21 protein-coding genes and 2 riboswitches are annotated in these 21,665 nt (G+C 72.5%); of the genes, 11 read left to right on the top strand and 10 right to left on the bottom strand.

Going from position 1 to position 21,665, the window contains the following annotated elements; genetic code table 11:
* The first annotated feature begins 51 nt into the window (after positions 1-51).
* Both J8403_RS37845 and J8403_RS44075 read left to right on the top strand, forming a co-directional pair.
* Positions 52-678, top strand: coding sequence for a MerR family transcriptional regulator (locus tag J8403_RS37845; protein WP_059143932.1), 627 nt, complete (start codon positions 52-54; stop codon positions 676-678).
* A 155-nt stretch (positions 679-833) separates the two neighbouring features.
* A complete protein-coding gene (locus J8403_RS44075) occupies positions 834-2,972 on the top strand; it encodes a DNA polymerase IV (RefSeq protein ID WP_246586179.1) in 2,139 nt (712 codons plus the stop codon).
* Positions 2,973-3,691: 719 nt separating this feature from the next.
* On the opposite strand, the gene J8403_RS37855 is transcribed toward J8403_RS44075, so the two are convergent.
* A complete protein-coding gene (locus tag J8403_RS37855) occupies positions 3,692-4,021 on the bottom strand; it encodes a PRC-barrel domain-containing protein (protein WP_216345389.1) in 330 nt (109 codons plus the stop codon).
* A gap of 112 nt (positions 4,022-4,133) precedes the next feature.
* Positions 4,134-4,231: riboswitch (glycine riboswitch) on the top strand.
* Position 4,232: 1 nt separating this feature from the next.
* A riboswitch (glycine riboswitch) is annotated at positions 4,233-4,357 on the top strand.
* Positions 4,358-4,422: 65 nt separating this feature from the next.
* On the opposite strand from J8403_RS37855, the gene gcvP reads away from it, so the two are divergent.
* Positions 4,423-7,338, top strand: coding sequence for an aminomethyl-transferring glycine dehydrogenase (gcvP, locus tag J8403_RS37860; RefSeq protein WP_211127116.1), 2,916 nt, complete (start codon positions 4,423-4,425; stop codon positions 7,336-7,338).
* A gap of 125 nt (positions 7,339-7,463) precedes the next feature.
* On the opposite strand, the gene J8403_RS37865 is transcribed toward gcvP, so the two are convergent.
* The gene (locus J8403_RS37865) at positions 7,464-7,670 is read right to left on the bottom strand and encodes a DUF5999 family protein (RefSeq protein ID WP_043236576.1); all 207 of its coding nucleotides are present in this window, start codon (positions 7,668-7,670) and stop codon (positions 7,464-7,466) included.
* Positions 7,671-7,934: 264 nt separating this feature from the next.
* Positions 7,935-8,522, bottom strand: coding sequence for a hypothetical protein (locus J8403_RS37870; protein WP_211127117.1), 588 nt, complete (start codon positions 8,520-8,522; stop codon positions 7,935-7,937).
* 446 nt (positions 8,523-8,968) lie between these two features.
* On the opposite strand from J8403_RS37870, the gene J8403_RS37875 reads away from it, so the two are divergent.
* Positions 8,969-10,471, top strand: a complete 1,503-nt coding sequence (locus J8403_RS37875; RefSeq protein WP_211127118.1) for a glutamate-cysteine ligase family protein — start codon at positions 8,969-8,971, stop codon at positions 10,469-10,471.
* Between the two features lie 145 nt (positions 10,472-10,616).
* On the top strand, positions 10,617-11,357 hold the full coding sequence (locus J8403_RS37880) for a CPBP family intramembrane glutamic endopeptidase (RefSeq protein ID WP_246586429.1): 741 nt from the start codon (positions 10,617-10,619) through the stop codon (positions 11,355-11,357).
* 29 nt (positions 11,358-11,386) lie between these two features.
* On the opposite strand, the gene J8403_RS37885 is transcribed toward J8403_RS37880, so the two are convergent.
* On the bottom strand, positions 11,387-12,211 hold the full coding sequence (locus J8403_RS37885) for a PhzF family phenazine biosynthesis protein (RefSeq protein ID WP_211127120.1): 825 nt from the start codon (positions 12,209-12,211) through the stop codon (positions 11,387-11,389).
* A 110-nt stretch (positions 12,212-12,321) separates the two neighbouring features.
* A complete protein-coding gene (locus tag J8403_RS37890) occupies positions 12,322-12,546 on the bottom strand; it encodes a hypothetical protein (RefSeq protein ID WP_211127121.1) in 225 nt (74 codons plus the stop codon).
* Between the two features lie 162 nt (positions 12,547-12,708).
* Here J8403_RS37890 and J8403_RS37895 point away from each other — a divergent pair, with 162 nt between their 5' ends.
* Positions 12,709-13,365: a PadR family transcriptional regulator gene (locus J8403_RS37895; protein WP_211127122.1), complete on the top strand. Its 657-nt coding sequence runs from the start codon at positions 12,709-12,711 to the stop codon at positions 13,363-13,365.
* A 69-nt stretch (positions 13,366-13,434) separates the two neighbouring features.
* Here the strand turns inward: J8403_RS37895 and J8403_RS37900 are convergent, their stop codons facing one another.
* Positions 13,435-13,863, bottom strand: a complete 429-nt coding sequence (locus tag J8403_RS37900) for a type II toxin-antitoxin system Rv0910 family toxin (protein WP_211127123.1) — start codon at positions 13,861-13,863, stop codon at positions 13,435-13,437.
* 225 nt (positions 13,864-14,088) lie between these two features.
* On the opposite strand from J8403_RS37900, the gene J8403_RS37905 reads away from it, so the two are divergent.
* Both J8403_RS37905 and J8403_RS37910 read left to right on the top strand, forming a co-directional pair.
* Entirely contained in the window at positions 14,089-14,616 is a 528-nt protein-coding gene (locus J8403_RS37905; protein WP_211127124.1) for a Clp protease N-terminal domain-containing protein, read from the top strand.
* A 31-nt stretch (positions 14,617-14,647) separates the two neighbouring features.
* Positions 14,648-15,637, top strand: coding sequence for an EamA family transporter (locus tag J8403_RS37910; RefSeq protein ID WP_211127125.1), 990 nt, complete (start codon positions 14,648-14,650; stop codon positions 15,635-15,637).
* Between the two features lie 94 nt (positions 15,638-15,731).
* Here J8403_RS37910 and J8403_RS37915 read toward each other — a convergent pair whose 3' ends face one another.
* Positions 15,732-16,433, bottom strand: a complete 702-nt coding sequence (locus J8403_RS37915) for a pyridoxamine 5'-phosphate oxidase family protein (RefSeq protein ID WP_211127126.1) — start codon at positions 16,431-16,433, stop codon at positions 15,732-15,734.
* Between the two features lie 36 nt (positions 16,434-16,469).
* Here J8403_RS37915 and J8403_RS37920 point away from each other — a divergent pair, with 36 nt between their 5' ends.
* Positions 16,470-17,798 carry an aminotransferase class I/II-fold pyridoxal phosphate-dependent enzyme gene (locus tag J8403_RS37920; RefSeq protein WP_211127127.1) on the top strand — a complete coding sequence of 443 codons (1,329 nt, stop codon included), beginning with the start codon at positions 16,470-16,472 and terminating at the stop codon, positions 17,796-17,798.
* Between the two features lie 104 nt (positions 17,799-17,902).
* Here the strand turns inward: J8403_RS37920 and J8403_RS37925 are convergent, their stop codons facing one another.
* The gene (locus tag J8403_RS37925) at positions 17,903-18,910 is read right to left on the bottom strand and encodes a DMT family transporter (RefSeq protein WP_211127128.1); all 1,008 of its coding nucleotides are present in this window, start codon (positions 18,908-18,910) and stop codon (positions 17,903-17,905) included.
* Between the two features lie 76 nt (positions 18,911-18,986).
* Between J8403_RS37925 and J8403_RS37930 the strand changes: the two genes are divergently transcribed.
* Positions 18,987-19,895, top strand: a complete 909-nt coding sequence (locus J8403_RS37930; protein ID WP_211128632.1) for a LysR family transcriptional regulator — start codon at positions 18,987-18,989, stop codon at positions 19,893-19,895.
* 38 nt (positions 19,896-19,933) lie between these two features.
* Here the strand turns inward: J8403_RS37930 and J8403_RS37935 are convergent, their stop codons facing one another.
* A complete protein-coding gene (locus J8403_RS37935) occupies positions 19,934-20,401 on the bottom strand; it encodes a pyridoxamine 5'-phosphate oxidase family protein (protein WP_211127129.1) in 468 nt (155 codons plus the stop codon).
* A gap of 57 nt (positions 20,402-20,458) precedes the next feature.
* Between J8403_RS37935 and J8403_RS37940 the strand changes: the two genes are divergently transcribed.
* Positions 20,459-21,163, top strand: a complete 705-nt coding sequence (locus J8403_RS37940) for a cysteine hydrolase family protein (RefSeq protein ID WP_246586180.1) — start codon at positions 20,459-20,461, stop codon at positions 21,161-21,163.
* Here the strand turns inward: J8403_RS37940 and J8403_RS37945 are convergent.
* Positions 21,129-21,623, bottom strand: coding sequence for a Rieske (2Fe-2S) protein (locus tag J8403_RS37945; RefSeq protein WP_211127130.1), 495 nt, complete (start codon positions 21,621-21,623; stop codon positions 21,129-21,131). The two genes, J8403_RS37940 and J8403_RS37945, sit on opposite strands and share 35 nt — an antisense overlap.
* Positions 21,624-21,665: the final 42 nt, after the last annotated feature.

Here is a 21,665-nt window from a genome sequence, read left to right on the forward strand (position 1 = left end):
CCCCGGGTGACTGCCTACCTTCAAGATGGCAGGTCGAGGACGGAGGTCGGCGTGAGAAGCACCGGCGACGGCACGGCAGCCGGCGGTCCGTATACGCTCCAGGGGAGCGCACCGGCCGATCCGGCTTTGAAGGCTCGGGTCGCGGCACAGGCAGCACCGCCGCGTGAGCCCGCCGCGGGGGAGACGGAGCGGGTCGGGTACCGCGGACCCACCGCATGCGCGGCCGCGGGCATCACCTACCGCCAGCTCGACTACTGGGCCCGCACCGGCCTGGTGGAGCCGAGCGTCCGGCCCGCGTACGGCTCGGGCAGCCAGCGGCTCTACAGCTTCCGGGACGTGGTCGTCCTCAAGATCGTGAAGCGGCTGCTGGACACCGGCGTATCGCTGCAGAACATCCGGGCGGCGGTGACCCATCTGCGCGCCCGGGAGCTCGACGACCTGGCCCAGATGACGCTGATGAGCGACGGCGCGACCGTCTACGAGTGCACCTCGCCCGATGAGGTCGTGGACCTCCTCCAGGGCGGTCAGGGCGTCTTCGGGATCGCCGTGGGCGTCGTCTGGCGGGATGTCGAGAGCGCGCTGTCCCAGCTGCACGGCGAGCGGGTGGACACCGGTGAGACGCTGATCCGGCACAACCCCACCGATGAGCTCGCGGCGCGTCGCAACCGGGCCGGTTGAGCGCTCGCCCTTTCGCTGGGCAGCTTTCGTCGGGCACTTTTCGCCAGGCGCCTTTTCGTCAGGCGCCGCCCCGGACGTGAGCCGAGCGGCGCCCCGGGCCCGCCTCCGGGCCGTCGTGCCGCCCATTGTCAGTGGTGTGCGGCAGCATCGTAGGTGTGAGGGGTGCGCCGACGATTCTCCATCTGGACATGGATGCCTTCTACGCCTCGGCGGAGCAGGCATCCAAGCCCAGCCTGCGCGGTAAGCCGGTGATCGTCGGGGGTCTGGGGCCGCGTGGCGTGGTCGCCACGGCCTCCTACGAGGCCCGGGTGTTCGGCGTGCACTCGGCCATGGCGATGGCCCAGGCCCGCCGCCTGTGTCCGAACGCGGCGTTCCTCATCCCCCGCTTCACCCTCTACCGCACGGTGAGCGACGCGGTCATGACCCTGCTGCACACGCTCTCGCCCCTGGTGGAGCCGCTCAGTCTGGACGAGGCGTTCGTCGATCTGGAGGCGGGCGGCACCGAGCCCACCGTCGGGGCGGCGCGCGCCGTGGGGGAGCGGCTGCGGGCCGACATCAAGGCGGCCACCGGGCTGACCGGGTCGGTGGGGCTCGCCGGCTCCAAGATGCTCGCCAAGATCGCTTCGGAGCAGGCCAAGCCCGACGGGCTGGTGGTCATCGACCCGGGGACGGAGCGCGAGCTGCTCGGCCCCATGTCGGTGCGGACACTCCCGGGCGTCGGCCCCGCCACGGCGGAGACACTGCGCCGGGCCGGGATCCACACCGTGGCCGAGACGCGGGAGGCGGGCGAGGCCGAGCTGGTGCGGCTGCTGGGCCGGGCCCACGGCGCGTCGCTCTTCCTGATGGCCGAGGGCCGGGACGAGCGGCCCGTCGTCGCCGAGCGGGACGCCAAGTCCATCTCGGTGGAGGACACCTTCGACGTCGACGTCACCGACCGCACCCGGGTGCAGCTGGAGATCGCGCGGCTCGCCGACCGCTGTGTGCGGCGGCTGCGCGAGGCCGGCCGCTCGGGGCGGACGGTCGTGATCAAGGTGCGGCGGTACGACTTCTCCACGCTGACCCGTTCGGAGACCCTGCGCGGGCCGACCGACGATCCGGGGGTGGTGCGGGAGGCCGCGGCGCGGCTGATCGACGGCGTGGACACCACGGCGGGTGTGCGGCTGCTGGGGGTCGGGGTCAGCGGTCTGGCGGACTACACCCAGGAGGATCTCTTCGCGCAGGCGGCGCAGGCCGCGCAGGCCGCCCAAGCGGCTCATGAGGCGCTGGGGGACGCCCGGAGCGTGCCGGGCCCCGAGAGGCCGGAGTCCGTGGCAGAGGGCGCGGGAGAGGCTCCTGAGGACGCTGGGAAGCCGCGACGCTGGATGCCGGGCTCCGATGTGCGCCACGCCGAGTACGGGGCCGGCTGGGTGCAGGGGAGCGGGGTGGGCCGGGTGACCGTGCGCTTCGAGGAGCCGTGGTCGCGGCCGGGGCGGGTGCGGACGTTCGCCGTGGACGACCCAGCGCTGGAGCCAACCGAACCGCTGCCCCTGCTGCGACCGGAGGCGGATGCGGCTCCGGGTCTGGACGCGATCCCGGGGAGGGCCGCGACCGCGGACGCGGACGGGACTCCGGGCGCGGGCGCGGGCGCGGACGTGGACCCGGACGCGGATCTGGCCCCGCACCGGGCCGTGAGCCCGGACCCGGAGGCGAACCCGACCACGGAGGAGGTCGCGGGCCCCGTCCTGGAGGACGCCGCGAGTCCGCGCCCGGACGTGGCCCGGGAGGCGGTCACGACGCCGGAGTTGAGCCCGGATCTGGGCCCGGAGAAGGTCCCGGAGGACGCCGCGAGCCCGGGCCCCGATGTGGCCCGGGAGGCGGCCACGGACTCGGACTCGATCCCGCGAGAGGCTGCGGACCTGGTCTCGGAGGCCGCCGCGTGCCCGCGCCCGAACGTGGCCCGGGAGGCCGTCACGGGCCCGGGCCCGGCCTCGGAGGACGCCGCGGGTCCGCCCCTCGACGTGGCTGCGGAGGCGGCTTCGGACCTGGCCCCGGACGGGACCAGGGGCCGGGAGCGGACCACGGGCCGGAACCCGGGGGAGCGCATAGCCATGGGCTCAGAGCAGACCGAGGGCCCGGATGACCTGGCCTCGAGACCGAGTGGACCGGCCGCGGGCGTGGATGGGCTGACCCCGAGCCCGGACGGCGGACCTGAGCGGGGGCGGGCCCCAGGCCGTATGCAGGGCCACGGGCAGGCCCTGGGGCCGGTCGGCCTGGTATGGCCTGGCTTCGGGATCGGGCGTCGGGCCCGAGGGTGAGCAGGCCTCGGGCCCCGACGCTCTGGCCGCGGGCGCGTAATGTCCTGGCTCCGGGACTGGGGGGCGGAACTTGAGCGGGGCGGGGTCCAGGCCGTATGCGGGGCCACGGTCCGGGCGGCGGGCAGGCCCTGGGGCCGGTCGGCCTGGCCGCGGGGGCGTATGGCCTGGTTTCGGGATCGGGCGTCGGGCTCGAGCGTGAGCAGGCCTCGGGCCCCGACGCTCTGGCCGCGGGCGCGTAATGTCCTGGCTCCGGGACTGGGGGGCGGAACTTGAGCGGGGCGGGGTCCAGGCCGTATGCGGGGCCACGGTCCGGGCGGCGGGCAGGCCCTGGGGCCGGTCGGCCTGGCCGCGGGGGCGTATGGCCTGGTTTCGGGATCGGGCGTCGGGCTCGAGCGTGAGCAGGCCTCGGGCCCCGACGCCCTGGCCGCGGGCGCGTAATGTCTCGGTTCCGGTGCTGGGGCGCGGACCTGAGCGGGGCGGGGTCCAGGCCGTATGCGGGGCAACGGCCCGGGCCGTGAGCAGTCCCGGGGACAGGATGGCCTGGCCCCGGGACCGGGCGTCGGACCCGAGCGGGGGCAGGCTCTGGGCCACGAGCGAGGGCAGAGCTCAGGCCAAGCGGAGGGCAGAGCTCAGGCCACATGCGGGGCCGCGCGCAGGCCCCGGGACACCAGCAGGCCGCCGCCCCAGGCCACCAGCAAGGCCGGTCGCAGCCGCCAAGGTCAGCCCGTGACGTCCAGCCCGTAGTGGTGGTAGAGCTGCAGCTCCTGCTCGGGGGAGAGGTGGCGGCCGACGCCGAAGTCCGGGGCGTCCTTGATGAGTGCCCGGTCGTACGGCACCCGCAGGGTGTCGCCGACGACCTCGCTCGGTTCGAGCGGCACGAAGACGTCCCGGCTGAACAGCCCGGTGCGTACGGCCGCCCATTCGGGCTCGCCGGTCGCGTCGTCGAGATAGACCTCGTCCACGGTGCCGATCTTGGAGCCCTCGCGGTCGAATGCCTTGCGGCCGATCAGGGTCCGCGGGTCGATATCGGTCTGCACGCTCTCTCCCACAGGTGGCAAGTGACCATTGATACCTACAAAAAGCCACATCTCCGCGCTCGGCCACTCGAACGCCGGTGACCGTCCCCCACGGTAGAACCGCTGGTACGCTGACTGTGGCTGTAAACCCCGTGCGGGAGAGTCCTCCGCCGACGCTGTCGGAGGCGCCGAAGGAGCAAACCCTCCCCGGAATCTCTCAGGCACACGTACCGTGCGGGTGAGGTCACTCTGGAAAGCAGGGCGGGCCACGGGCGAGCAGAGCTCCGGAACCCCTCCTCACCGACGGTGAAAACCGGTCAGGCGGTATATGGACCGGTGAAGCTCTCAGGTTGAGATGACAGAGGGGGAGGCCGTCCGGGCACCCGCGCCGCGGTGCCCCTCGCCGGTCGTTACAGACCAGGAGGCCCCCGCAGATGACCGCCAATCGCATCGCACTCTCCGACTTGGAACGCGGTACTCCGTTCGAGCAGCGCCATATCGGCCCCGACGGCGAGGCGCAGGCCAAGATGCTCGCCCATGTCGGCTTCGGCTCGCTGGACGAGCTCACCGAGGCCGCCGTACCGGAGGTCATAAAGAGCACCGAGGCGCTGGATGCCCTGCCCCCGGCCCGCAGCGAGCCGGAGGTCATCGCCGAGCTGCGCGGACTCGCCGACCGCAACCAGGTGCTGCCGTCGATGATCGGTCTCGGCTACTACGGCACCCACACCCCGCCGGTGATCCTGCGCAATGTGCTGGAGAACCCCGCCTGGTACACCGCGTACACGCCCTACCAGCCGGAGATCTCCCAGGGCCGGCTCGAGGCCCTGCTCAACTTCCAGACCGTGGTCGCCGATCTGACCGGGCTGCCCACCGCCGGTTCCTCGCTGCTGGACGAGGCCACCGCGGCCGCCGAGGCGATGGCGCTGTCGCGGCGCGTCGGCAAGGTCAAGGAGGGCGTCTTCCTGGTCGACGCCGAGTGCCTGCCGCAGACCGTCGCGGTCCTGCGGACCCGCGCCGAGCCGACCGGTGTCGAGGTCGTCGTCGCCGATCTGGCCGAGGGCATTCCGGACGAGATCGCCGAGCGCGGGGTCTTCGGCGTACTGCTGCAGTACCCGGGCGCCTCCGGCGTGGTGCGCGATCCGCGGCCGGTCATCGAGCGCGCCCATGAGCTGGGCGCCATCGTCACCGTCGCCGCCGATCTGCTCGCGCTCACCCTGCTCACCTCGCCCGGTGAGCTGGGCGCGGACATCGCGGTGGGCAACAGCCAGCGGTTCGGCGTCCCGATGGGCTTCGGCGGACCGCACGCCGGGTTCATGTCGGTGCGCGACGCCTACGCCCGCAACCTTCCCGGCCGGCTGGTCGGGGTCTCCGTGGACGCCGACGGCGACAAGGCGTACCGGCTGGCGCTGCAGACCCGTGAGCAGCACATCCGCCGGGAGAAGGCCACCAGCAACATCTGCACCGCCCAGGTGCTGCTGGCCGTGATGGCCGGGATGTACGCCGTCTACCACGGCCCGGACGGGCTCGCCGCGATCGCCCGCCGCACCCACCGCTACGCCTCCGTGCTCGCCGAGGGGCTGCGGGCCGGCGGTGTCGAGGTGGTGCACGGCGCGTTCTTCGACACCCTCACCGCGCGGGTGCCGGGCCGGGCCGCCGAGGTCGTCGCCGCGGGCCGGGAGGCCGGGGTCAACCTGCGGCTGACCGACGCCGACCACGTCGGCATCGCCTGCGACGAGACCACCGCCCGTGCGCAGCTCGCCGCCGTGTGGTCCGCCTTCGGGGTGGACGGCGGCAACGGCGACCCCACCGGGATCCCCGGGATCGACGAGCTGGACGCCGCGGCGCCGGACGCGCTGCCCGCGGCCCTGCTGCGCCACGACGGCTATCTGACCCACCCGGTCTTCCACCAGCACCGCTCCGAGACCGCGATGCTGCGCTATCTGCGGCGGCTGGCCGACCGGGACTACGCGCTGGACCGGGGCATGATCCCGCTCGGCTCCTGCACCATGAAGCTCAACGCGACCACCGAGATGGAGCCGGTCACCTGGCCCGAGTTCGGCGCGCTGCACCCCTTCGCACCGGCCGAGCAGGCCCAGGGCTATCTGACCCTGATCCGTGAGCTGGAGGAGCGGCTGGCCGAGGTCACCGGCTATGACAAGGTCTCCCTGCAGCCGAACGCCGGATCCCAGGGCGAGCTCGCCGGGCTGCTCGCGGTGCGCGCCTACCACCGCGCCAACGGGGACAGCCGGCGCACCGTCTGCCTGATCCCGTCCTCCGCGCACGGCACCAACGCCGCCAGCGCCGTGATGGCCGGCATGAAGGTGGTCGTGGTCAAGACCGGTGAGGACGGCGAGATCGACACCGATGACCTGCGCGCGAAGATCGAGAAGCATGGTGCCGAACTGGCCGTGCTGATGGTCACCTACCCCTCCACCCACGGCGTGTTCGAGGGGCACATCACCGAGATCTGCGCGGCCGTGCACGACGCGGGCGGCCAGGTCTACGTGGACGGCGCCAACCTCAACGCGCTGGTCGGGCTCGCCGAGCCGGGCCGGTTCGGCGGCGATGTCTCGCATCTGAACCTGCACAAGACCTTCTGCATCCCGCACGGCGGTGGCGGCCCCGGCGTCGGCCCGGTCGCGGTGCGCGAGCACCTGGCGCCCTACCTCCCGAACCATCCGCTGCAGCCCGCCGCGGGCCCGGCCACCGGCGTCGGCCCGGTCTCGGCCGCGCCGTGGGGCTCGGCGGGGATCCTGCCGATCTCCTGGGCGTACATCCGGCTGATGGGCGCCGAGGGGCTGCGCCGCGCGACCCAGGTCGCGGTGCTCGGCGCCAACTATGTCGCCAAGCGTCTCGAACCGCACTACCCGGTGCTCTACACCGGCCCCGGCGGCCTGGTGGCCCATGAGTGCATCGTGGATCTGCGGCCGCTGACGAAGGCCACCGGCGTGACGGTCGACGATGTGGCCAAACGCCTGATCGACTACGGCTTCCACGCGCCGACGATGTCGTTCCCCGTCGCCGGGACGCTGATGATCGAGCCGACCGAGAGCGAGGATCTGGCGGAGCTGGACCGGTTCTGCCAGGCGATGATCGCCATCCGGGCCGAGATCGAGAAGGTCGGCTCCGGCGAGTGGGCCAAGGAGGACAACCCGCTGCGGAACGCCCCGCATACGGCGGCGTCGCTGACCGGGGAGTGGGGCCACCCGTACTCCCGGGAGGAAGCGGTCTTCCCGGCCGGGGTCTCGGCGGCCGACAAGTACTGGCCGCCGGTGCGGCGGATCGACGGGGCCTACGGCGACCGTAACCTCGTCTGCTCCTGCCCGCCGCTGGAGTCCTACGAGGGCTGAGGGCTTCCCCTCGACACATGCGGCAGATGCGTCAATGGGGCCGGTGCGGCGGATACGCCGGGCCGGCCCCTGCGGGTACGTGCCGTCGACGGCGGGTCAGGCCGTGGTGACGGCGTGGGCGGCCGTCAGGCCGCGGTGACGATGTGCTCGGAACCCCGCGGCCGGCACGGTGCGATGACGCGCCCGTCCGGCAGCAGCTCACCGGTGTCCTCGAAGAGCAGGACGCCGTTGCACAGCAGGCTCCATCCCTGCTCCGGGTGGTGCGCCACCAGATGGGCGGCCTCCCGGTCGGCGGAGTCGGCTGACGGGCAGGGTGGTTGATGCTGGCACATGACAGGGTTCTTTCGCTGCGGAGTGGTGAATGTCCTGCGGCTCGCTGCGGCGTTCATGGCCGCCCCCCGTGGTTTGAGTCGGTCGATTGCTCCAGTGTTGCCCTACGGCCTGGAATCCGCAGGGATTTCGCGGTACCGGTCTCGCTAGATAATGACGCATCACCCGTCCGGACGGTTCATCGCCGCCGGACTGTTACGAGGATGCTGCGGAGCGCCCCGTGACCCGGCGGTCACGGGGCGCTCCCAACCTGACGGAGGCCCAGGTCAGGCGGGTGAGCCAAGCAAGGGAGCCCGGGTGAGCCGGTGGGTGAGGACCGACAGCAGATCCGTTGCGCCATGCGCCCGGTGGGGCGCGATCCCCGGTGGGGCCGGGGCGAGCGGCACCAGCAGGTCCCCCGCGCCGAGGCCGCCTTCGGCGCCGTCCGCCGTCAGGTCGCCGTGCAGCCAGAGCGTGACCATGTAGAGCTCGGGGATGGACAGCAGCCGCGGTTGGTACGCCGAGGGCAGCGACTCGGCCTGGCTCAGGGCGAGTTCGGCCGAGCTGACATAGGGGCCCTCGGAGAAGTGTGAGAAGGCCCAGCCGTCGGCGGTGAGCATCGCCTCGGCTGCGGCCACCGTGCGATCGCCGTCGCGGATCAGGAAGCGCCAGCCGGTGAGCCGGGTGGTCGGCGGGCCGTCGGCGGTGGTGATGTCGTCCAGGACATGGACGGGGAGCGGAAGTTCGGGTTCGAAGGGGCCGGTGAGCGTGGAGAGTACCGGGGTGCGGGCCTCGCGGACGGCGGTGGGGGAATCAAGGGCCGTGAGGACGCTGCGCAGGGCGGGCGCGGGGGCCTGGGGCACATGCAGCGGCATGGTGGGTCGCCTCTCGCTTGGAGACACGGTGAAGCGATAGCGGGCCGGGTTTGGGCGGCGCTGTCGGTGGAACACGGGTCAGAGGGGAACCGGAACAGACCGTTCGGGCCTTATCTCTCTGCCTCGTTAGCCGAGTTTATACGACACGTGTTCCCGTTGTGTTTCATCTAGCCGCTGCCCGCATTGCCGACAAGACCTTATCCAGACCCCGAGAAGGCGGGGATTTTCCCCGATTCCATGCCAGATGAACGGATATGACCTGGCATTTTGAGGCCGGCGCGGTAGGCTGGAACTCGCCGGTCCATTTTTCCGGCACAATGAACAGTTCCAGAGAGCCTACCGGCTGGGTGGGGATCGCGGGGCGTTATCGATCACATTGGTGGGCATCATCGAGCGTGGTGTGCAGACGGCTGGCACCGATGATCCACTCGAGGAGGGACGCTTCGATGGGGGACAAGCTCATGGCCGGTGAGTTCGACCCGTCCGGCCGGCGACGGCAGCGCGTCCGGTTGCGGCAGTGCCTCGACGGGCTGGGCCGGCTCCTGGCCGACAAGCGATTCGACCGCCCGAAGAATCTCATGGGGCTGGAGATCGAGCTGAATCTCGCCGGGGCCGACGGACTGCCGAGGATGATGAACGCGGAGGTTCTGGAGCGCATCGGGAGTCATGATTTCCAGACCGAACTCGGGCAGTGCAACCTTGAAGTAAACATCGTGCCCCACCGTTTGCGCGGACGCGTTCTCGATCAGCTCTCGGAAGAGCTCCGAACCGGTTTGTCATATGCCGATCGCAAGGCGCGGGAAGTGTCCTCCGAGATCGTGATGATCGGAATTCTGCCGACCCTCGCCGCGGACGATCTGGGATCCACGAGCCTGTCCTATGACGACCGTTACAAACTCCTCAACGAGCAGATGCTGGCCGCCCGCGGCGAGGATTTCCTCATCGACATCGAGGGCCGTGAGCGGTTCACCTACGCCAGCGCCTCCATCGCCCCCGAGGCGGCCTGCACCTCCGTCCAGCTCCATCTCCAGGTCACCCCGGGGCGCTTCGCGGACGCGTGGAACGCGGCGCAGGCGGTGGCCGCCGTGCAGATCGCGGTCGGCGCCAACTCCCCCTTCGTCTTCGGTCATGAGGCATGGCGCGAATCCCGGCCGCCGCTGTTCCTGCAGGCCACCGATGTGCGTCCGCCGGAGATCGCCGCCCAGGGGGTCCGCCCGCGCACCTGGTTCGGTGAGCGCTGGATCGGTTCCGCCTACGAGCTGTTCGAGGAGAACCTGCGCTATTTTCCGCCCCTGCTCTCCACCGGCGAGGACGAGGACCCGCTACGGGTGCTGGACGAGGGCGGGGTGCCCGAGCTCCAGGAACTGGCGCTGCACAACGGCACGATCTACCGCTGGAACCGGCCCGTCTACGACGTCGTGGACGGTGTGCCGCATCTGCGCGTGGAGAACCGCGTGCTCCCGGCCGGGCCCACCGTCACCGATGTCATCGCCAACGCCGCCTTCTACTACGGGCTGGTCAGGGCGCTCGCCGAGGAGTCCCGCCCGGTGTGGACCCGGCTGCCCTTCACGGCCGCCGCCGCCAACTTCGACGCGGCCTGCCGGCACGGCATCGACGCGGTCCTGCAATGGCCCAAATCCGGCCGGTCGGCCTCCCTGGCCCGCACCTCCGCCGTACGGCTGGTCCGCGAGGAGCTGCTGCCGCTCGCCGCGTCCGGCCTCGACTCCTGGGGTGTGGAGCCCGCCGACCGCGACCGCTACCTCGGCGTGATCGAGGAGCGCTGCAAGCTGCGGGTCAACGGCGCGTCCTGGCAGACGGCCACCTACCACCGGGCGCTGGCCGGCGGGCTGGACCGGGACGCCGCGCTCGCGTCCATGACCCGCCGCTACTGCGCCCTGATGCGGACCGACGCACCGGTGCACACCTGGCCCACCGATCTCTCCGGGTGACACCCACACCGGCGACCATGACACCGTATTGTCCGGTGAGCGGGGCGGACGCACCCGATGAGGCGGACAAGCGGAAGTGGGGACAGGAGTGCGGTCACAGGCGCGGGGCGTGGATGCCCCGGTCGAGGACGGGCTCTCGCGGCGGATGCTGCGCACCGAGACGCTGCTCGTGCTGGCGCTGTCCCTCGGCGCGAGCGGGCTGTCCGCACTGATCAGCTTTATCGGCTCGGTGACCAAACCGGGCGGGCTCAAGGACCAGGCGGCCCATCTCAACTCCTCCGCCGCGCCGGGGCGGCCCTGGCTGGATCTCGCCTGGCAGCTGTTCGGCATCTCGACCGCGCTGGTGCCGGTCGCGCTCGTGGCCCATCTGTTGCTGCGCGAGGGCGCCGGGCTGCGGGCGATCGGCTTCGACCGCGACCGGCCGCGGTTCGACCTGGCGTGGGGCGCCGCGGTCGCGGCCGCGATCGGCGGCACCGGGCTGCTGCTGTATCTGGGGGCGCGGGCGGCCGGGGGCAATCTGACGGTGGTGCCCGAGTCGCTGCCCGATGTGTGGTGGAAGATCCCCGTACTCATCGCCTCCGCCGTGCAGAACGCGGTGCTGGAGGAGGTGATCGTGGTCGGCTATCTGCTGCGCAGGCTCGGGCAGTTGGGCTGGACCCCGATGGCCGCCCTGCTGGCCAGCTCGGTGCTGCGCGGTTCGTACCACCTCTACCAGGGGATCGGCGGCTTCTTCGGCAACCTGGCGATGGGTGTGATCTTCGTGCTGCTCTACCGCCGCTGGGGGCGGGTCGGGCCGCTGATCGCCGCGCATGCGCTGATCGACATCGTGGCCTTCGTGGGATACGCCCTGCTGGCGGGCCGGGTGGACTGGCTGCCCACGGCCTGATCCACCCGTCCGCCGTGGCCGAGGGGGGCTCAGGCCAGCAATTCGCCGTCGATGACGGTGACGGCGCCGCCCGTCAGCAGCGTACGGTCGCCGCGCAGCGCGGTGCGGACCAGGCCGGTGCGCGCGGACGCCTGCAGCCCGGTCAGCTCGTCGCGGCCGAACCGGGCCGACCAGTAGGGCGCGAGCGCGGTGTGGGCGCTTCCGGTGACCGGGTCCTCGTCAATGCCGACGGCTGGGGCGAACATCCGCGAGACGAAGTCGTAGCCGCGCGTGGGGTCCTCGGCGGCCGCGGTCACGATGACACCCCGGTGGCTGAGCCGCTGGAGCCCGGCGAGGTCGGGGGCCAGGGCGCGCACGGTCTTCTCGTCGGCCAGTTCGATCAGCAGATCGTCGATGTGCGGGCCGGCGTGATGGGCGGACACGATCTCGGCGCCGAGCGCTCCGGCGACCTCGGCCGTCTTCTGGGAGACCGGCAGCGCGGTCAGTGAGGCTGTGGGGAAGTCCAGCGTGATCGAGCCGCCGTCGTCGGCCGTCGCCGACAGGACCCCGCTGAGGGTGGCGAAGCGGACCGTGCCGGTCGCGGTCCCCGTGGTCTTCAGGACATGGCTGGTGGCGAGCGTGGCATGGCCGCACATGGGCGCCTCGGTGACCGGGGTGAACCAGCGCAGCGCCCAGTCCGCCTCCGCGGCCCGCGGGAGCGGGTGGGCGAAGGCGGTCTCGGCGAGATTGACCTCGGCGGCGACCCGCTGCAGCCAGCCGTCGTCGGGGAAGGTGTCGGTGTCGAGGAGGACGACCCCGGCCGGGTTGCCGGCGAAGGGGCGCTCGGTGAAGGCGTCGACGATACGTATCCGCATACGCCGACCGTAGGCGGCCTGTGGCGGGTCAGCCATGGCCAATCGCCCGGCCGTGGCACCCTCAGGGGCGGCGGTGGGGCCTTGGCCGGTGGCGCGGGAACGAGGGCCGACTACCCCTCGTCGGCGGCGAACAGCTCGAGGTGCCCGCACTCAGGACAGCGGAACGCCACAATCTTCCGCCGGGGACGGCCGATCCGCTTGGCGCCCCCGAAAAATCCCCGTTCCATCGCCCCCTCGATCCAGCGCGCGTACCCGCGCGAGTGCTCACCGGCGTCCTCGATGAAACCTTCCGCCAGGCCGACGGTGCCGCAGTGGGTGCACGTGTTGTTCTTCATGCCGTGAGTCTAGGAAACGGCGCGGCCAGGAAGAACCCGTGGCTGTGCCCTCGGACGACAACCGGCTTCACACAGGTCGGCGAGCCAAGGGGTTGGCATCCGATCGGTTCCGATATATCGTTGACGTGTCGTGATGGATCGACGATAGAAAGGAGCGTCACGATGCGTTCCCATGGACATGGACGTGAACACTGCGGACCCGGCCACCGCGGCCGGGGCGAGGGTGAGGGGCGGCGCGCGGCATTCGGCCCGTTCGGCCCCGGTTTCGACGGCCCGCCCTTCGGTGGGCCCCCGTTCGGCGGCCGAGGCCGCGGCGGCCCCGGTGGCCGCGGGCCGCGTGGGCGGGCGCGGCGCGGCGATGTGCGCGCCTCGATCCTGGCCCTGCTGAAGGACCGGTCGATGCACGGCTACGAGATGATCCAGGAGATCGCCGAGCGCAGCGGGGGAGCCTGGCGGCCCAGCCCCGGCTCGGTGTATCCCACCCTTCAGCTGCTCGAGGACGAGGGGCTGATCGGCAGCGAGAGCGAGGGCGGCAAGAAGCTGTTCGCGCTCACCGACGCCGGCCGCGCCGAGGCCGAGGCGGGGCCCGCCGCCCCGTGGGAGGAGGCCGGGCGCGGTATCGACTGGGAGGCCATGCAGGAGGTCCGCCAGGCGGGATTCGGGCTGATGGAGGCGTTCTCCCAGGTCTGGCGCACCGGCAGCGCGGAGCAGCGGCGGAAGGCCGTCTCCGTCATCAACGAGTCGCGCAAGCGGCTGTATCTCATCCTCGCCGAACAGGACGAGGAAAACGGCGGCACCGAGCGGGGCGGCGAGAGCTGAGCCCGATCGGACGGGGGTACGCCGCGCGGGGGCGGCGGGGTGGACGGGGAACCCGGTGCCTATGCGGCGTCAGACGACCAGCGCGCTCAGCTTGCGCAGCGACTCGTTGAGCGCGCTGGTCGCCGAGTCCTTCAGCTTCCCGGCCATCAAGGAGACCGCCGCCCCCGTGAACTCCCCGTCCACGCGCACCGTCGTGGCATCGCCGTCCGGTGTGAGCGAATAGCGCATGGCGAGGTTCACGCCCATCGGGCCCTTGCCCCGGGTGGCCAGCAGCCGGGCGGGCTCGCACTCCTCGACGGTCCAGGTCACCTCGGCCGGAAAGCCCATCAGTTTCATGTTCTCCTCGTAGGTCGCCGCCACTTCCAACGTGGCCGGGCCGCCCCGCGGAAAGCTGGTGTGGGTGGCGTTCCAGTCGCCGTATGCGGAGAAGTCCGTCAGCCGGGCCCAGACCTTCTCGGCCGGTGCCTCGATGCGTGTCTGCGCGCTGACCTCGGCCATGGGGGAGTCCCTTCGGCGGGTTCCTGCGGTGGGTGGTGCGACGGTGCCGGGCAACGTAGCCCCGGGGTCCGGAACATTCAATACTGACGAGTCGTCAGTTCCGGTGTGCCCCCTTCCTCTCCTCCCCGAGGATGAGAACCGGTCATCCGCGCACAACCATGGTGGGATGCGCACATGCTTCCCCGCGAGGATGCTCCGGCCTCAAGGGACTGATGGGGTGAGAGCGTGCGAAGTCGTACCCTTTCCGCCGGCCCGGACGACGCCGGATGCCAGGACCGGGTCAGCGAGGTGGTGGCCACCGTGATCGCGGGGGCTCGCCGGCGCGCCGTACGCGATGGTGACGCGCAGATCGACACCGCCCATCTGCTGCACGGCCTCCTGGAGTCCGACCCGGAGGTACGGGAGGTGTTTCCCGGCGGCACGCCCCAGGTGATACGGCTGCTGGGGTATCTGGTGCAGCGCGTCATCGGCTACGGGCTCCGGTGGAGCGGCACCGTCGAGGTCTCGGGGGCGGCGGCGCCGGCGGGGAGCGGGCTCGCCGGATGGTCGCCCGCCGCGACGGCCGCTCTCGATGCGGCGGTCCGCCGCGCCGCCTCCCGTGGCGGGTCCCGCGCCGGGGGCCTCGACCTCCTCGCCGCGTTCGTCCGCGACCGGGAGTGTCGCGCCGTGGAGGTGCTGCGGTGTGCGGGCGTCGCCGTCGAACCGCTGGTCACCGCCCTGGCCGTGGAGGCCTGCCAGCAGTCAACGGGATGACGGTGCTGACGCGAGCTGACATGATGGCCCGGTGCAGGTATCCGGAGGCCACTCACAGCAAAGGAAGGTCGGCCTGGGGCTCGCCCTGGTGTCGGCGCTCACGTTCGGCGGATCGGGTGTCGCCGCCAAACCACTGATCGAGGCGGGGCTCGCACCGCTCGAGGTCACCTGGCTGCGGGTGACCGGCGCTGCCCTGATCCTGCTGCCCCTGGTCTGGCGCCATCGCCGGCTGCCGGCCCGCCGTCCCGCCCTGCTGGTGGGGTTCGGTCTGCTGGCCGTCGCGGGGGTGCAGGCCTGCTATTTCGCGGCGCTCTCCCGGATCCCGGTCGGCGTCGCGCTGCTCGTCGAATACCTGGCGCCCGCGCTGGTGCTGGGGTGGGTGCGGTTCGTCCAGCGCCGCCCGGTGAGCCGGGCCGCGGCGGTCGGTGTCGTCCTGGCCGTCGGCGGGCTCGCGTGTGTGGTGGAGGTCTGGTCCGGGCTGAGCTTCAACCCCCTCGGCCTGCTGCTCGCCTTCGGCGCGGCCTTCTGCCAGGTGGGCTACTTCGTCCTCTCCGACCACGGCAGCGACGGCCAGGACCCGGCGGATCCGCTCGGCGTCATCGCCTACGGGCTGCTGATCGGAGCCGTCGCGCTCACCGCGGTCGGCCGCCCCTGGGGCATGGACTGGACGGTCCTCACCGGCGGCGCCGACCTGGCGGGCGCCCGCGTTCCCGCCCTGGTGCTGCTCGCCTGGATCGTGCTGGTGGCCACGGTGATCGCGTATCTCACCGGGGTGCTGTCGGTGCGCCGGCTCTCACCGCAGGTGGCCGGGGTGCTCGCCTGTCTGGAGGCGGTGATCGCGACCGTTCTGGCGTGGGTGCTGCTGGATGAGCACCTGGGCGTGGCGCAGGTCGTCGGCGGTGTGGTGGTGCTGGCAGGCGCCCTGATCGCCCAGACCTCCACCCCGAAGGGCGCCGCCGCCGAGCCGGTGGCGGCCTCGGCGCCGGTCGAGGGGGAGCGGGAGTACACGGCGGGAGGGTGACCGGCCCCCGCGCGCCGGTGCCCCAGGGCCCCCGCCCCCCGGTGGCCCAGGGCCCCCGCCCCCGGTGACCAGGGCCCCCGCCCTCCGGGGCGGGTCAGAGCCGGGTGAGGTAGCCGGGCACCGGCGTGTCGGGCGCGAGGTCGTCGGCGGGGTCCGGCGCGCCGTACACGCGGGCGACGGGCACCACGCCGCTCCAGTGGGGGAGTCCCAGATCCTCGGCGTCGTCGCTGGGCCCGCCGGTGCGGATCTTCGCGGAGACCTCCTCGAGGTCGAGGCCGAGCACGGCGGTGGCGGCCAGCTCCTTGGCGTTGGCGGGCCGGGAGTCGGCGGCGCGGCCGGGCACCACATGGTCCACCAGGGCGTCCAGGGCCGCGGTGCGCTCGGCAGGATCGGTCACCGGGCGGGCGATGCCGTGCACCACCACCGAGCGGTAGTTGATGGAGTGGTGGAACGCCGAGCGGGCCAGGACCAGCCCGTCGACATGGGTGACGGTGAGACACACCGGCAGCCCCGGCTCCGCGCCGCCCGGCGCGCCCGCCATGCGCAGCGGACGCGCCCCCGTCGAGCCGTGGAGGTACAGCCGCTCCCCGACCCGGCCGTAGAGGGTCGGCAGGACGACGGGGGCGCCGTCGCGTATGAAGCCCAGATGGCAGACGTAGCCCTCGTCGAGGATCGCGTGCACCACCTCCCGGTCGTAGGACGCGCGCTCGCGGGAGCGGGTGGGCACGGTGCGGTCGGTCGGTGCGTAGGCGTTGTCGGGCGCGTTGGTCGCGGCGGTGGCGTCCGGGGCGGGCATTTGCGTCCTCCATTGCATTAGTGCAAAATAGCGTTTGTGCTAGGAGAATATCCGATCGTCGGCCGACGCGCAGCCGAGATCGCGGCCAGTGTGGAGCGCGCGGTCGGCGCCGGCGAGCTGCCACCGGGCCAACTGCTGCCGCCCTTGCGGGAGTTGGCGCAGCGGCTGAGCGTGAATCCCAATACGGTCGCGGCCGCCTATCGCGTGCTGCGCGAACGGGGCGTGATCGAAACGGCGGGGCGCCGGGGGAGCCGGGTGCGCTCGCGCCCCTCCAGTACGCCCCGCGAGTGGATCGGCGTCGATGCCACCGGGGCGCGCGATCTGTCGAGCGGCAACCCCGACCCCGCGCTGCTGCCCCCGCTCGGCGCGCCGCTCGCGGCGGCCGCGGCCCGCGCGGCGGAGCGCCCCACGCTGTACGGCGCGCCGGACGTCGTCCCCGAGGTCGCCGAACTCGCCCGGGCCGCCCTCGACGCGGACGGGGTGCCGGCCGGGCCGGTCGCCGTCACCTCCGGCGCGCTCGACGCGATCGAGCGGGTGCTGGCCGCGCATCTGCGTCCCGGTGACGCGGTCGCGGTCGAGGACCCCGGCTGGGGCAGTCTGCTCGACCTGATCCCGGCGCTCGGGCTGCGCGCCGTCCCGGTCGGGGTCGACGACGACGGACCGCTGCCCGAGCGGGTGGAGCAGGCGCTGGCCCAGGGGGCGCGGGCGCTGGTGGTCACCGACCGGGCGCAGAACCCGACCGGCGCGGTGGTGAGCGCGACCCGCGCCCGCGAGCTGCGAGCGGTGCTCGCGGCCCACCCTTCCGTGCTGCTGATCGAGGACGACCACGGGCACGGCATCGTGGACCTCCCGCTGCGCCCCCTGGCCGGGGGTACCGACCACTGGGCGCTGGTCCGCTCCACCGCCAAGGCCTACGGCCCCGATCTACGGCTCGCGGTGCTCACCGGCGACCCCGTCACCCTGGACCGGGTGCGCGGCCGCCAGCGGCTGGGGCCGGGCTGGGTCAGCCATCTGCTGCAGGACACGGTCGGCGGGCTGTGGCGGACGGGCGCGGTCGACGCGGCGGCGGTGGCGGCGTCGTACGACACACGGCGCGCCGCGCTGGTGCGGGCGCTGCGGGAGCGGGGGATCGCCGCGCACGGGCGGAGCGGGATGAATGTGTGGGTGCCGGTCCCGGACGAGACCGGCGCCGTCGCCCGGCTGCTGGCCTCGGGCTGGGCCGTCGCCCCCGGGGCGCGCTTCCGCGTGGCCTCGCCACCGGGGATCCGGCTGACGGTCTCGCCGCTGGCCGCCGACGAGATCGAGACGGTCGCCGCCGCGGTGGCCGCGGCGGCGGGGGCGACGGTCTCGGGGCGGCTGGATTGAGCGCTCCGCCGGAAGTGTCGCGATGCGTCGTCGGCCGACGGCGGCCCCGTCGCGGCCGGCCGCCCACGCGGCGGAGCCGCCCCACATCGACACATCTGACCTGCTCAGGAGCCTGTGCGATGGACCCGTATGGTGCGGGTGCGTCCGCCGGACGCGGCCCGGGACGCGCCGGAGCGCCGCTGGGTCAAAGCCGCGCCGATGAGGACGACGGCCGCGCCCACCGGCGTGTTCCAGGTGAGGTGTTCCCCGAGGATCGCCACGCCCGCGGTGGTGGCGATCACCGGGACGAAGTAGGTGACCATCATCGCCGTCGTCGGGCCGACCTCATCCACGAGCCCGTACTGGACCAGGAACGCCACGCCGGTGCCCAGCGCGCCCAGGGCGAGCACGGAGAGCACGGGCAGCAGGGGGAAGGAGGTGGGCGACGTCGCGAACACCGGTGCGACGAGGGCGAGTTGCACGGTACCGAGCAGCAGCTGGCCGCCGGACATCGACAGATGGGAGTGGCCCGTGTCGCTCAGCGTGCGCCGGACGTACTGCCAGCCGACCGCGTAGCTGGCCGAGGCGATCAGCGCCAGCACCGTGCCCAGCGGGTCCTGGCCGGAGAAGCCCTGCCAGGCGCCCAGCACGATCAACACGCCGATGAAGCCGAGCCCGAGACCCGCGACACGCTGACGGCTCGGCCGGTCGTCGGAGACCACGACCACCGCGAGCAGCATCCCCCACAGCGGCGAGGCGGCGTTGCAGATACCGGCCAGGGTGGAGGGGATGGTCAGCTCGGCGTAGGCGAACAGCGAGAACGGCAGTGCGTTGAGGAAGAACGCGGCCACCGCCAGATGGCCCCAGACCCGCGCCCCGCGCGGTAGCCGCTCCCGCTGCACCACCAGCGTCACGAGCAGCACGGCGGTGCCGAACAGCATCCGCCCGAGCGTGACGTACAAGGGGGCGAACGCCTCGTTGCCCACCTTGATGAAGAGAAAGCTGAAACCCCAGATCAGGGAGAGCACGCCGAAGCGGATCCGCCAGTCGAGGAGCGGTCGGCGGGCGGGGGAGGAGGGGGTCTCCGCGGTGGAGGCGGCGGCAGGGGGTGCCGAGGCGGGCGCTGAGGTCATGCCCTTACGATGTGGGCTACAACCTCTTAGGACAAGCGAGATTTCGTTCGCGGTATCGCGTAGGATTCCTTACATGTTGTTGAACCTGGATCGCCTACGGACGTTGCACGCCGTGGCCCGCCACGGCTCCGTGAGCGGCGCCGCCGAGGGGCTGCACGTCACCACCTCCGCCGTCTCCCAGCAACTCGCCAAGCTGGAGCGGGAGACCGGTCAGCAACTGCTCGCCAAGAACGGGCGCGGGATCCGGCTCACCGACGCCGGGCGGCTGCTCTCCGACCACGCGGCGCGCATCCTCTCCCAGGTGGAGCTGGCCCAGGCGGATCTGGAGGCGCAGCGTGGCCATGCCGTCGGCGAGCTGCTGCTGGGCGCCTTCCCGACCGCCGTCCGCGGTCTCTTCCCCGAAGCCCTGGGCCGACTGCGCACCGAGCATCCGCAGCTGAATGTGCGGCTGCAGGAGATGGAGCCCGATGAGTCGGTGCCCTCGGTGGTGCGCGGCGACATCGATCTGGCCGTGGTCCTGGACTGGTACAACAAGCCCCTGCCGATGCCCGGCGGGCTGGTGAAGGCCGCCCTGCTGGACGACCCGGTGGATGTGGCGATGCCCGCCGACCACCCCCTCGCCCACCGCCGCGCGGTCGAGCCGGAGGACTTCGTGGACGACGAGTGGGTCTCCTGGCCCAAGGGCGGGTTCTGCTACGACTGGCTGATGGTGACCCTGCGCGGCAAGGGCATCGAGCCGAGGATCCGGCACACCGCGCATGAGCACCACACCCAGCTCTCGCTGATCGCCGCCGGGCTGGGCATCGCCGTGGTGCCCCGGCTGGGCCGCGGCCCGGTGCCCGAGGGGGTGCGGATGGTGCCCGTCAGCCAGCCCACGATGCGGCGGCACATCTACGCGATCTGGCGCGCGGACGCCGACCGCAGGCCCTCGATCCGGGCGGCGGTCGAGGTGCTGCGCTCCGTCGGCGAGAAGATCATCGACTGACCCGCCGACCGACCCGGAGCCCCCGCCCGGGGCCCGGGTCAGCCCTGTGGCATCTTGCGGAAGTCCCAGGAGCGGATCGCCTCGGGGGCCAGACGCAGCCATGCGTGGCGCCCGTCGTGCGGCATGGCGTCCAGGCCGAAGTACTTCGCCGCGAACATCCGCTCGGGCGTGTCGAGTTCGGGGCACGACACGCCGGTGCGCGGCGCCTCGCCGATCGGGACCGCCTCGCCGGAGAGCTCCACCCCGCGCAGTTCGCCGTAGTCGTGTCCGTCGTCGACCACCACCGCGATCCGCGGATCGCGGCGCAGCTCGGCCCAGCGGCGGCTGCGGGTCAGGGAGTACAGCCACAGGGCGGCGCCGTCCCAGCAGAACCACAGCGGGCTGATATGCGGCCGCCCGTCCGCGGCCACGGTCGCCACCCGGCAGGTGCGCTGTTCGGCGAGGAAGGCGTCCAGCTCGTCCTGGGCCATCATGATGCGGCGTCCCCGCCGCTGGGTGACGGTCATCCGACCCTGTACCTCCCGGTCACTGGATGTGCGGCACAGGATGATGGCTCTTCCTTGATGACGCAAGGGACGCTACTCTCCGGCGCCGTGACCCCGAGCCCCCGCGAAGACCTGGTGGAACTGCTCCGGCCGCAAGCCTGCGCCCTGCTCACCGTCGAATGCCAGCGCGGTGTGGTGGGCCCGGACAGCGCCCTGCCCGAACTGGCCGCCGTGGCCCAGGAGTCCGGTGCGCTCGGGCGTGTCGCCCAGCTGGTGGCGGCCGCCCACGACACGGGCGTCCAGGTGCTGCACGCGGTGGCCGAGCGGCGCGCCGACGGACGCGGCGCGAACCGCAACGCACCCCTGTTCCGGGCCGTCGAGCGGCTGCCGGTCCGGCAGCTCACCGGAAGCGCGGCGGTGGAGATCGCCGAACCGGTTCCGGTGGCCGCCGAGGACCTGGTCGTACGGCGGCTGCACGGCCTCTCGCCGATCGCCGGGACCGAGGTGGACGCGCTGCTGCGCAATCTGGGCTGCCGCACGCTGGTCATCACCGGCGTGTCGGCCAATGTGGCGATCCCGGCCGCCGTCTTCGACGCCGTCAACCTCGGCTATACGGCCGTGGTGCCCGAGGACGCGATCGCCGGGGTGCCCGCCTCGTACACCCCGGCGATGGTCCGCCACACCCTCGCCCTCGTGGCCGCCGTCACCGCGGCCGACGAGGTGGTCGCCTGCTGGCGGAGGACGGCCGTCACGCCATCCAGATCGAGCTTCCCTGCACCTTGATCTGCGCGCCCGGCAGCGGCTTCTGCGCCGGTCCGCCCTTCACGCTGCCGTCGGTGATGTCGAACTTGCTCTGGTGGCACGGGCAGTTGATGGTGCCGCCGGTCACATCGCCGACCGAGCAGCCCTGGTGCGTACAGATCGACGAGAACGCCTTGAACTCGCCCGCCTTGGGCTGGGTCACCACGACCTTGTGGTCCTTGAAGACCATGCCGCCGCCCTCGGGGATCTGGGAGGTCTTGGCCAGTTCCATACCGTCCCCGCCGGCCGACTGACCGCCCTCCGCGCTCTGCGACGGCTGCGAACCGCCGGCGTCCTGGGCGCTGCCCGCGCTGCCGCTGTCCGAATCGCCGCTGTCGTCCTTGCCGCATGCGGCAAGCGTGGCGGCCAGCCCGGCCGCTCCCGCCGCGGTGACGACGGCGCGGCGGGTGGTGCCCTGCCCGTTGATTGCCGACTGCGTCATGGTGGTGCCTCCTGATCAGGGGACGTTTCTCTCCCATACGGA

The organism is Streptomyces yatensis (assembly GCF_018069625.1).
Classification (GTDB): domain Bacteria; phylum Actinomycetota; class Actinomycetes; order Streptomycetales; family Streptomycetaceae; genus Streptomyces; species Streptomyces yatensis.

What these genes read in the sequence shown, in the direction of transcription:
- gcvP (WP_211127116.1), top strand. Translation starts at nt 4,423, where the DNA reads ATGACCGCCAATCGCATCGCACTCTCCGACTTGGAACGCGGTACTCCG.
- J8403_RS37865 (WP_043236576.1), bottom strand. Translation starts at nt 7,670, where the DNA reads ATGTGCCAGCATCAACCACCCTGCCCGTCAGCCGACTCCGCCGACCGG.
- J8403_RS37870 (WP_211127117.1), bottom strand. Translation starts at nt 8,522, where the DNA reads ATGCCGCTGCATGTGCCCCAGGCCCCCGCGCCCGCCCTGCGCAGCGTC.
- J8403_RS37875 (WP_211127118.1), top strand. Translation starts at nt 8,969, where the DNA reads ATGGGGGACAAGCTCATGGCCGGTGAGTTCGACCCGTCCGGCCGGCGA.
- J8403_RS37880 (WP_246586429.1), top strand. Translation starts at nt 10,617, where the DNA reads ATGCTGCGCACCGAGACGCTGCTCGTGCTGGCGCTGTCCCTCGGCGCG.
- J8403_RS37885 (WP_211127120.1), bottom strand. Translation starts at nt 12,211, where the DNA reads ATGCGGATACGTATCGTCGACGCCTTCACCGAGCGCCCCTTCGCCGGC.
- J8403_RS37890 (WP_211127121.1), bottom strand. Translation starts at nt 12,546, where the DNA reads ATGAAGAACAACACGTGCACCCACTGCGGCACCGTCGGCCTGGCGGAA.
- J8403_RS37895 (WP_211127122.1), top strand. Translation starts at nt 12,709, where the DNA reads ATGCGTTCCCATGGACATGGACGTGAACACTGCGGACCCGGCCACCGC.
- J8403_RS37900 (WP_211127123.1), bottom strand. Translation starts at nt 13,863, where the DNA reads ATGGCCGAGGTCAGCGCGCAGACACGCATCGAGGCACCGGCCGAGAAG.
- J8403_RS37915 (WP_211127126.1), bottom strand. Translation starts at nt 16,433, where the DNA reads ATGCCCGCCCCGGACGCCACCGCCGCGACCAACGCGCCCGACAACGCC.
- J8403_RS37925 (WP_211127128.1), bottom strand. Translation starts at nt 18,910, where the DNA reads ATGACCTCAGCGCCCGCCTCGGCACCCCCTGCCGCCGCCTCCACCGCG.
- J8403_RS37935 (WP_211127129.1), bottom strand. Translation starts at nt 20,401, where the DNA reads ATGACCGTCACCCAGCGGCGGGGACGCCGCATCATGATGGCCCAGGAC.
- J8403_RS37940 (WP_246586180.1), top strand. Translation starts at nt 20,459, where the DNA reads ATGACGCAAGGGACGCTACTCTCCGGCGCCGTGACCCCGAGCCCCCGC.
- J8403_RS37945 (WP_211127130.1), bottom strand. Translation starts at nt 21,623, where the DNA reads ATGACGCAGTCGGCAATCAACGGGCAGGGCACCACCCGCCGCGCCGTC.